The sequence below is a fragment of the Streptomyces sp. NPDC058877 genome (assembly GCF_042742855.1).
Lineage (GTDB): Bacteria > Actinomycetota > Actinomycetes > Streptomycetales > Streptomycetaceae > Streptomyces.
In genome coordinates, this window is sequence record NZ_JBHYMF010000229.1 from 1 (window position 1) to 9,947 (window position 9,947).

The following is a 9,947-nucleotide window of genomic DNA, read 5'->3' on the forward strand; positions in this document are numbered from 1 at the left end:
GATTCCCGGGGCCCACGGCGCACGAGCGGCTAGCTCCAGCTGGCGTGGAGCGGCTTGCCCTCGGCGTAGCCGGCGGCGGACTGGATGCCGACCACGGACTTCTCCTCGAACTCGGCGAGCGAGGCGGCACCGGCGTAGGTGCAGGAGGAACGGACGCCCGCGATGATCGAATCGATCAGGTCCTCGACGCCCGGACGCTGCGGGTCGAGGAACATGCGCGAGGTGGAGATGCCCTCCTCGAACAGCGCCTTGCGGGCACGGTCGTACGCGGACTCCTCGGAGGTCCGGTTCTTGACGGCGCGGGCCGAAGCCATGCCGAACGACTCCTTGTAGAGCCGGCCGTTGGCGTCCTGCTGGAGGTCGCCCGGGGACTCGTACGTGCCGGCGAACCAGGAACCGATCATCACGTTGGACGCACCAGCGGCGAGCGCCATGGCGACGTCGCGCGGATGACGGACGCCACCGTCGGCCCAGACGTGCTTGCCGTACTTCCTCGCCTCGGCGGCGCACTCCAGGACGGCGGAGAACTGCGGGCGCCCGACGCCGGTCATCATGCGGGTGGTGCACATCGCACCGGGGCCGACACCGACCTTGATGATGTCCGCGCCCGCTTCGACGAGGTCCTTGACGCCCTCGGCGGCGACGATGTTGCCCGCGACGATCGGCACCTGCGGGTCGAGCGCCCGCACCGTGCGGATCGCGCTGATCATCGACTCCTGGTGGCCGTGCGCCGTGTCGATGACGAGGGTGTCGACACCCGCGTCGAGCAACTGCTTGGCCTTGCCCGCCACGTCGCCGTTGATGCCGACGGCAGCGGCGATCCGCAGCTTGCCGTCCTTGTCGACGGCCGGGCTGTAAAGGGTCGCGCGCAGGGCGCCCTTGCGGGTGAGGATGCCGACCAGCTTGCCCTCGGCGTCCACCGCGGGGGCGTAGCGGCGGTTGGCCGCGTCGAGGGTGTTGAAGGCCTCGCGCGGGTCGATGTCGGCGTCCAGGAGCAGCAGGTCCTTGGACATGACCTCGGAGAGCTGGGTGAAGCGGTCCACGCCGGAGAGGTCCGCATCGGTGACGACGCCGACCGGGCGGCGGTTCTCGTCGACGACGACACCGGCGTCGTGGGCGCGCTTGGGCAGCAGGGACAGCGCGTCGGCGACGGTCTGGTGCGGCTCCAGGACGATCGGGGTGTCGAGCACGTGGTGACGGCTCTTCACCCATCCGATGACGTCGGTGACGACCTCGATCGGGATGTCCTGCGGGATGACGACCAGCCCGCCGCGGCGGGCGACGGTCTCGGCCATCCGACGGCCGGCGATGGCGGTCATGTTCGCCACGACGAGCGGGATCGTCGTCCCGGTTCCGTCCGGCGAGGAGAGGTCCACCGCCTGGCGGGAACCGACGGCCGAGCGGCTCGGCACCATGAACACATCGTCGTACGTCAGGTCGTAGGGCGGCTTGACGTCATTGAGGAAACGCACGTGCTGACATCCCAGTCGTTCGGATCGGCCCCTAGGCATTTCAGCCAGGGGAAAAAGCACGTAGTTCATTGTCCCACGCCGGTACGCATACCAGCCCCGGGCTGATCCTCCGAGGCTTACGACAGGCGCTTCGTGCGATCCTCCGAAGGAGTGCCGAGGGCGAGGAGGACGGAGAGGCCGCTGGGGCTCTCGTCGACGGCCGTGGCGAAGACCTCCTGGGCCGTCCGCCACTCGCGCGGGTGGGTCTCCGCGTACCCCTGCCAGCCGGTCACGACGAGGGTGACGGGTTCGGGCAGGTCGCCGAGGCAGTCCGCGAGGGCGTCCCAGTTGCGACCGAACCAGTCGGGCAGGGCGAGCACCTCGGTGACGCGGTCCATGAACACGGCCTTGTCCGTGACTCCGGACAGGTCCAGCAGCACGGGGTCCTCATGCCTCATCGGCGACCACCTCCCGGAAGGTCGCGTAGTGGTCCGCGGTGTAGTAGGCCTCGCCGTTCCCTCCGGTCACGATCCGGCGGGCCCCCCGATCGCGCTCGCCGGGAGTCTTCACGGTGTACTCGTGGTAGTAGCCCCGCACCTCCCGGGGCAGCAACCGCTCGAAGTTCGAGAAGACGGCGCCGTCCTTGGCGTAGGGGAAGGGACCGCCCCGTGCGATGAGGTCGAGGGTCCTGCGCGCCTCGGGCGGCAGCTCCGACGTCCGCACGACGGGGAGTCCGGAAGCCCCGACGCCGGTGGCTGCCGTGGGGGTGCGGGGAGCGGTCGGGGCGGCACCGCCACCGGCCGAGGAGCACCCGGCCAGGAAGACGGCGAGGACGAGCGCGAGGAGCACGCGCAGGGGCCGGAGCAACATGCCCTGAACATACCGTCACGGAACGGCTCCGGCCCCTCGCCGACGGACGGCGGCGCTCAACTGCCGTCGGGGTCCTTGCGGTCGAGCGCCGGGTGCGTGCCCGGGTTGGACTGGGTCAGCAGGTAGTCCGCCGCGGCACGGTCCGTGACCAGGCTGGTGACGAGGCCGGAGCGGAGCACCGCACCGATCGCCGCCGCCTTGCGCTGGCCGCCCGCGATCGCGACGACCTCGGGGATCCGGCGGAGCCGATCCGCCTCGACGGTGATGCAGCGCTCGCCGAGGTCACGGCCGACCCGGCGCCCCTCGGCGTCGAAGAGGTGGGCGGACATCTCGGCGGCGACGCCCAGTGAGGCGTAGTGGGCGCGCTCGGCGTCGGAGAGCATGTCGTGCACGGTCGAGATGCCCGGCTCCCAGGAGCCGATGGAGACGCAGGCCACGGTCACCTTGTCGAAGTACTCGAAGGCACGCGCGATGCCGGTCTGGCTGCGCAGGGCGGCGGCCGTCGCCGGGTCGGGCAGCAGCATGGGCGCGTAGATGGGGTGGGCTTCCCCGCCCGAGACCTGGGCGGCGCGGCGCACCGCTTCGACCGAGCCGCGCTCGGCGGTCCCGGCGTCGTACACTCCGGTGAGCTGGACGACGGTGCAGGGCGGCAGGCGGTCGAGGGCCGCCGCCATGTGGATGGTGGAGCGGCCCCAGGCCAGGCCGAGGACGTCGCCCTCGGTGACCAGCTCGCCGAGCAGGTCGGCCGCGACCTCTCCGAGGTTCTCCGGGTCGGGGGACTCGTCGGCACCCTCCGCCGGGGACTCCACGACGACCGCGTGCCGCAGTCCGTAGCGGGCCCGCAGCGCGTCGGAGCGCTCGGCGTCCAGCTCGGCTGGTACGCGGATCTCGATCCGCACGAGATCGCGCTCCAGGGCGGTCTCCAGGACCCGGGCCACCTTGAAGCGGCTCACGCCGAACTCCTCGGCGATCTGGATCTTGGACTTGCCCTCGAGGTAGAAGCGGCGGGCCATGGCCGCCGCCTGCACCAGCTCCGCGGGGCCCATCCGCAGGGCTGATCGTCCCGCCGACATTCCCGCCACCGCGATCTCCTCACTGCTGTTCACGTACCGCTGCTGTTCACACTTTGGACTCGCCGTCCATCCTGTCAGATGCGGCGGGCCTTGATCAGTCCTGTCGACGGCCCGACGGACCGCGTTCATCCACCGGAAGCTCAGTGGCCACACGCCCACGCGGCAGAGGCCGTCGCCGCCTCCGCGCGAGCCCGGAGCGAGGCGACGGCACCAGCCGGATCCGCCGCTCCGTACACCGCGGAACCGGCGACGAAGACGTCGGCGCCGGCCTCGGCACACCGCTCGATCGTGGACTCGGACACCCCTCCGTCGACCTGGAGCCACAGCTCCAGGCCGTGCTTGGAGATCAGTTCACGGGTGCGACGGATCTTGGGCAGCATGATGTCGAGGAAGGCCTGCCCGCCGAAGCCCGGCTCGACGGTCATGATGAGCAGCATGTCGAGCTCGGGGAGCAGGTCCTCGTAGGGCTCGATCGGAGTGGCCGGCTTGAGCGCCATCGAGGCGCGCGCCCCCTTGGCCCGGATCTCCCGGGCCAGCCGCACCGGTGCGGCAGCCGCCTCGACGTGGAAGGTCACCGATCCCGCGCCGGCCTCCACGTACTGGGGGGCCCAGCGGTCGGGGTCCTCGATCATCAGGTGGCAGTCGAGCGGGGTGTCCGTCGCACGGGCCAGCGACTCCACGATCGGCACGCCCAGCGTCAGGTTGGGCACGAAGTGGTTGTCCATCACGTCGACGTGCAACCAGTCGGCCCCGCCGACCGCCTTCGCCTCATCGGCGAGCCGAGCGAAGTCCGCGGACAGAATGCTGGGATTGATCTGCGCCATGTGCCAAGCCTCCCACGTTCTTGGACACTTCTTTGCCGCTGGGCGGTTCCGATTCCGGTCCAGACCACTTTCGGTACGAAGTGACGAGCCCAGGACCCGTACGGACCGGGAGATTACGGTCAGTCGATCGAGGGGAGGGCGACCGAACGGTCAGCCGGTTCGGCGCAGCAGCGCCAGGTACATGGCGTCCGTGCCGTGCAGATGCGGCCACAGCTGCACGTCCGGCCCCTCGCCGAGCGCCGGAACGCCGGGCATCAGCGGGCGGGCGTCGATCAGCTCGGCGCCGCCCACCTTCTTCAGGACGTCGTCGACGACCACCCGGGTCTCGGCCAGGTGCGGCGAACAGGTCGCGTACCCCACCACGCCACCGACGCGCACGGCCCGCAGGGCCTCGGTGAGCAGGGCCCGCTGGAGCGGGGCGAAGGCGTCCAGGTCCTCGGGACGGCGGCGCCAGCGGGCCTCGGGACGGCGACGCAGGGCTCCGAGCCCCGAGCAGGGCACGTCCATGAGGACCCGGTCGAAGGAGCCAGGACGCCACGGCGGGCGGGTGCCGTCGGCGGCGATCACCTGGTAGGGGCCGGGGTTGCCGGCCAGGGCGCGCTCCACGAGACGGGCGCGGTGCGGCTGCTTCTCGGAGGCGAGCAGCGCGGCCCCCCGCTCGGAGGCGAGGGCCGCGAGGAGCGCGGCCTTGCCGCCGGGCCCTGCACAACCGTCGAGCCAGCGGTCGTCGGCACCGTCCAGGGGGGCGTTCGCCAGGGCGATCGCCACCAGCTGGCTCCCCTCGTCCTGGACCCCCGCCCGCCCCTCCTTCACCGCCCCGATGGCACCGGGCTCACCGCCCTCGACCATCCGCAGGGCGTACGGCGACCAGCGGCCCGGCAGGGTCTCGGTGGCCGCGGCGAGCTCCTCGGTGGTGGAACGACCGGGCCGGGCGACGAGGGTGACCTCGGGGCGCTCGTTGTCCGCTTCCAGGAGGTCCTCGATCCCTGCGCGACCACCGCCGAGGGAGTCCCACAGCGCCGAAACGACCCAGCGGGGGTGCGAGTGGACGACGGCGAGGTGGTCCTCGGCGTCCGCCTCGTACGGCGGGGCCACCTGCTGCACCCAGGTGTCGAGGTCCTGCTGCGAGATCTTCCGGAGCACCGCGTTCACGAACTTGGCCCGGCCGTCGCCCAGCACCACCCGGGCCAGCTCGACGCTGGCGGAGACGGCGGCGTGGGTCGGGATCCGGGTGCCGAGGAGTTGGTGGGCGCCGAGCGAGAGGACGTCGAGGACGGGCGGGTCGACCTCGCGCAGCGGCCGGTCCACACAGGCCGCGATGATCGCGTCGTAGGTGCCCTGCCGGCGCAGCGTCCCGTACACGAGCTCGGTCGCGAGCGCTGCGTCCCGTCCGTCGAAGTCGCCCTTCTCCCGGGCCTTCTTCAAGAGCGGCGGCAGCACCAGGTTCGCGTAGGCGTCCCGCTCGTCCACCGCCCTCAACGCCTCGAAGGCAAGCATCCGGACGGGGTCCTTCTGGGGCCGCCGGTAGGGCTTGTGGGGACGACGACGTGCCTGCTCGCTCAAAAGGTGCTCCGCGTGACGTGCTGAAGAGGGCCGAACGCTCCCAGCCTACGTCGCCCGCGGAGCCGCCCGCGCCTACGCTCCCAGCCGCTCACCGGGGGCGATGCGCACCCCGCGGGCCCAGTCGGCGGCCTTCATCGGCTTCTTGCCCTGGGGCTGCACCCAGAGCAGTTCGACGGCGTACGAGCCGGTGCCCGCGTAGACGTTGTTCTTGCCGGCGGCGAGTTCGCCCGGGGCGAGGTCGGTGCGGTCCGGCAGGGGGGTGACCTGGATCAGCTTGAGGCGCTCTCCGCGGAAGACCGTCCAGGCACCGGGGGCGGGGGTGCAGCCGCGGACCACGCGGTCCACCCGGAGCGCGGGCGCGGCGAAGTCGACGTGGGCGTCCTCCACCTGGATCTTGGGGGCGAGGGTGATGCCCTCGACGGGCTGCGGCACGGCCTGGAGCGCACCGTCCTCGATGCCGTCCATGGTCGCGGCGAGCAGGCCCGCACCCGCGAAGGCGAGCCGGGTGAGCAGGTCGCCGCTGGTGTCCGTGGGACGGATGTCCTCGGTGACGACCCCGTAGACCGGGCCGGAGTCGAGGCCCTCCTCGATCAGGAAGGTGGAGGCGCCCGTCACCTGGTCGCCGGCCATCAAGGAGTGCTGCACGGGCGCGGCACCGCGCCAGGCGGGCAGGAGCGAGAAGTGCAGGTTGACCCAGCCGCGGGCGGGGATGTCGAGGGCGACCTTCGGCAGCAGGGCGCCGTAGGCGACGACCGGGCAGCAGTCCGGAGCGATCTCCCGCAACCGGGCGAGGAAGTCCTCGTCGCGGGGCCTGGCCGGCTTCAGGACCTCGATCCCGGCCTCCTCCGCCCGCTGGGCCACCGGGCTGGCGACGAGCCGCCGACCGCGCCCCGCCGGGGCGTCCGGTCGGGTGACCACGGCGGCCACCTCGTGCCGCCCGGAGGCGAGCAGGGCGTCCAGGGCGGGAACGGCGACCTCGGGGGTGCCTGCGAAGACGAGCTTCATGGGGGGCGACTGCCTGTCTCTCCGGGGGCGTTGTGGGCGACGCACCAGTCTAGGCGGGACCTCACGAGGGGGCGTACGGGAGGACGAGCGCCCTGCGCATATGCGTCTACGCCCCCGCACCGTGACCCAACTCCCGGTGGCGCGTTGGTCAAGAGAGATTGACCGAATCGGGTCGCTGTTCCCTCCTCCGGCGGCCCGCCCCCTTGATGCCGGTTCGAGAGGCTTTCACATGGCCGAACACGCAGCCCACGACGCCCAAGCCCGGGCGAGCCTGCACCTGCTGGTGCGGGACATCGAGCGGGTCCGGCGGCAGGTGGACGCACTGCGCACGCTCACGGCCCAGCTGGGCAACGTCTACCGACCTCGCCGCTCCGGCCCGTCGACGGGCTTCGTCGTCTACGGGCGCGCGCCAGCCCCGACCGTACGGCTCGCCCAGGAGCTGCGGGACAGCGTCGAGACCCTGGTGACCGCCGCGGTGGACTTCGACCGCTCGCTCGGATTCTCCTGGGACGCGGTGGGCTCCGCGCTCGGGGTCACCAAGCAGGCCGTCCACCGCCGTTACGGCGCCCGGCGCGCGCCCCAGCAGGGCGCGGCCGTGGAGCAGGACCAGACGGTGGAGGCCGGTGCACCCCGTACGCTCCCCTCGGTACCCGCCGCCCGCTCGATGCCGCCCCAGCCCACCTCGGGCAGCTCCGCCCTCCGCGAGGACACCCGCGCCTCGGCCCTCCCCGGCCCGCGCAGCGGCTGATCGCCGAGGGCCCGCGGACAGCACGGCCGCCCACCCCGCTAAGGGGGCCGGGCGGTCGCGGTGCGTCCGGGCGCGCCCCCTCAGCCGATGTCCGGAGGGTCGATGCGGATCCGTACCGGCTCCGCTCCGCCGCGTGCCAGCCGTGCCGCCCGGGCCTGCTTCAGGGCCGCCGCCAGGGCCGCGCCGCTGCCCCGCGGGACCCGGACCAGGGCCCGGTCCCACTGCTCGCCCGCCGGCGGGTCGCCCGGCCTGCGAGGACCTCCGGAGCGGACGACGGGCAGCGGCACGGGCCCGAGCACTTCGGCACTGGCGGGCAGCCCGGCCGTCGCCAGGAAGCCCTCGACGGCCGCCGGCGGTCCGGTCACGGCCGCCATCCGGGAGACCGGAGGAAAGCCCAGCTCGGCCCGCTCGGCCAGCTCGCGCTGGGCGTGCCCGACCGGGTCCCAGCGGACGAGCGCCTGCACCGGACGGAGCGTCGGCTCGGCGACCACGACGACCGTGCCGCCCTCGGCCTGCCCCCGGACCAGGGAGGCCGCATCGATCCAGCGGCGCAGCGCCTCCTCTCCGGCACGCAGGTCGGGACGGCCGAGCATGGCCCAGCCGTCGAGGAGCAGCGCGGCCGCGTAGCCGCCCTCGGCGACGGGTTCGGCCCCGGGCGTGGAGACGACGAGCGCGGGGCGACCGGGCACGCTGTCGAGGACGTGATCACGCCCGGAGGTCCGTACCGGAACTGCGGGAAAGGCCCGGCCGAGTTCCTCCGCGGTCCGTCGCGCGCCCACGATCTGGGCCCGCAGCCGGACGGAACCGCATTCCGCACAGTGCCAGTCGTCGGCGCCGCGTCCGCACCAGCCACAGCGCAGTTCCTGCTGCTCGGGGGCTTCCAGGGGGCCGGCGCAGTGTCGGCAGCGGGCGGGTGTGCGGCATCGCTCGCACGCCAGTCGCGGCACGTACCCCCGGCGGGGGACCTGTACGAGGACCGGTCCGGTCCGGAGCCCCTCCCGTACGGTCTGCCAGGCGAGCGAGGGCAACCGGGCGGCGCGCGCGGCCTCGTCCCGGGCGAGTTCGCCGTCACCCACCGTACGGATCAGGGGGGCCGCCTTGCGGACTTCCTCCCGCCCCGGTCTGAGCGGCTTCGCCCAGCCGGATTCGACGAGCTGGGCGGCCTCGACGGTGCAGCTCGGAGAGCCGAGGAGGAAGGCGCAACGGTCGCGGGCGGCGCGCAGGAGCAGCACCTCGCGCGCGTGGGGCTGGGGGGCGTGCGGCTCGCTGTGGCTGCCGTCGCCGTCGTCCCAGATGACGGCGAGCCCGAGGTCCCGCACGGGAGCGAACATCGCCGCCCTGGTGCCGACGACGGCCCGCACGGCGCCACGCCGCACGGCGAGCCACTGCGCGTACCTCTTCTCGGGGCCCGCCTCGGCGGTCAGCAGCGCGTGCCGCCCCTCCCCCAGGATCCCGGTCAGCGCCGCGTCGACCCGGCCGGCGGCCCGCCCGTCGGGGACGACGACGAGGGCGCCCCGCCCGGAGGCGAGGACGGCGGCGACGGCCCGGGCGATCTCCTGGGCCCAGTGGGGCCCCGGTAGAGCGCTCCACACGGCGCGGGGAGTCCCGCCGTGCGCGAGGGAGTCCAGGAAGGCCGGTCCGCGCTCGTACCGCGCCCAGCTCCCCGGCTCCGGCGGCCCGGGCAGCGGCAGCGGTTCCGGTGAGGGGCGGGATTCGGCGCGGGCGCTGCGCGGCGGCACTGCGAGCTGGAGCACGTCGGCGAGGCTTCCCGCGTAGCGGTCGGCGACGGCCCGGGCGAGGCCGAGCAGTTCGGGTCCGAGCACCGGCTCGGGCGAGACGACGTCGGCGAGCGCGGCCAGCGGCCCGGAGTAGTCCGAAGCGGCCCGGCGCTCGACGAGGAACCCGTCGATGAGCCGACCGCCTTCGCGTCGCCCGTTCTTCACCTGGTGGGCGCCCGCGCCGAAGCGCACCCGGACCCTGACCCCGGGCCGGGCTGCCCCGTCCAACTCCTCGGGGACCGCATAGTCGAAGAACTGGTCGAGGTGGAGGGCGCCCTTGTTGACGACGACCCGGGCGACCGGCAGCTCCTTGGCCAGCGCAGCCCCCCGCCAGGTCCGCGGCTTGGCCCGCGGCACCTTGGCCTTCCGCACGGTCTCCCGGATGAGCGCGAGCTGCTCGGGCTCCTCGTGCTTCTCGTTGTCGCTGCTCACGGCCCCATACCTACCAGACGTCACCGACAGCCGGACACGACCGAAGCCCGGCACCCCGTGAGGGGGCGGGGCTTCGGTCGAGTGCGTCCCGCTTACAGGCCTGCGGCCTTCTTCAGCGCGTCCACGCGGTCCGTGCGCTCCCAGGTGAAGTCCGGCAGCTCGCGGCCGAAGTGGCCGTAGGCGGCGGTCTGGGAGTAGATCGG

At 73.3% G+C, this 9,947-nt stretch carries 9 protein-coding genes; 1 reads left to right on the forward strand and 8 read right to left on the reverse strand.

Going from position 1 to position 9,947, the window contains the following annotated elements:
* Nucleotides 1-29 precede the first annotated feature (29 nt).
* The 7 genes from ACFW2Y_RS31750 to fmt form a co-directional block, all read right to left on the reverse strand.
* The gene (locus ACFW2Y_RS31750; protein ID WP_384885974.1) at nucleotides 30-1,472 is read right to left on the reverse strand and encodes a GuaB1 family IMP dehydrogenase-related protein; all 1,443 of its coding nucleotides are present in this window, start codon (nucleotides 1,470-1,472) and stop codon (nucleotides 30-32) included.
* A gap of 116 nt (nucleotides 1,473-1,588) precedes the next feature.
* A complete protein-coding gene (locus tag ACFW2Y_RS31755) occupies nucleotides 1,589-1,909 on the reverse strand; it encodes a barstar family protein (RefSeq protein ID WP_384885975.1) in 321 nt (106 codons plus the stop codon).
* Complete coding sequence (locus ACFW2Y_RS31760; protein WP_384885976.1) at nucleotides 1,899-2,321, reverse strand: ribonuclease domain-containing protein; 423 nt, start codon at nucleotides 2,319-2,321, stop codon at nucleotides 1,899-1,901. The genes ACFW2Y_RS31755 and ACFW2Y_RS31760 overlap by 11 nt, the downstream gene beginning before the upstream one ends.
* 56 nt (nucleotides 2,322-2,377) lie before the next feature.
* Nucleotides 2,378-3,427 (reverse strand): sugar-binding transcriptional regulator, encoded by a 1,050-nt coding sequence (locus ACFW2Y_RS31765; protein WP_384885978.1) that lies wholly within the window; start codon nucleotides 3,425-3,427, stop codon nucleotides 2,378-2,380.
* A 107-nt stretch (nucleotides 3,428-3,534) separates the two neighbouring features.
* A complete protein-coding gene (gene rpe, locus ACFW2Y_RS31770) occupies nucleotides 3,535-4,218 on the reverse strand; it encodes a ribulose-phosphate 3-epimerase (protein ID WP_384885980.1) in 684 nt (227 codons plus the stop codon).
* Between the two features lie 150 nt (nucleotides 4,219-4,368).
* A complete protein-coding gene (locus ACFW2Y_RS31775; protein ID WP_384885982.1) occupies nucleotides 4,369-5,781 on the reverse strand; it encodes an RsmB/NOP family class I SAM-dependent RNA methyltransferase in 1,413 nt (470 codons plus the stop codon).
* A gap of 72 nt (nucleotides 5,782-5,853) precedes the next feature.
* Nucleotides 5,854-6,786: a methionyl-tRNA formyltransferase gene (gene fmt / locus ACFW2Y_RS31780; RefSeq protein ID WP_384885984.1), complete on the reverse strand. Its 933-nt coding sequence runs from the start codon at nucleotides 6,784-6,786 to the stop codon at nucleotides 5,854-5,856.
* Nucleotides 6,787-7,015: 229 nt separating this feature from the next.
* Between fmt and ACFW2Y_RS31785 the strand changes: the two genes are divergently transcribed.
* The gene (locus ACFW2Y_RS31785; RefSeq protein ID WP_384885986.1) at nucleotides 7,016-7,534 is read left to right on the forward strand and encodes a hypothetical protein; all 519 of its coding nucleotides are present in this window, start codon (nucleotides 7,016-7,018) and stop codon (nucleotides 7,532-7,534) included.
* 80 nt (nucleotides 7,535-7,614) lie between these two features.
* On the opposite strand, the gene ACFW2Y_RS31790 is transcribed toward ACFW2Y_RS31785, so the two are convergent.
* Nucleotides 7,615-9,744, reverse strand: coding sequence for a primosomal protein N' (locus ACFW2Y_RS31790; protein WP_384885988.1), 2,130 nt, complete (start codon nucleotides 9,742-9,744; stop codon nucleotides 7,615-7,617).
* Between the last annotated feature and the right edge of the window lie 203 nt (nucleotides 9,745-9,947).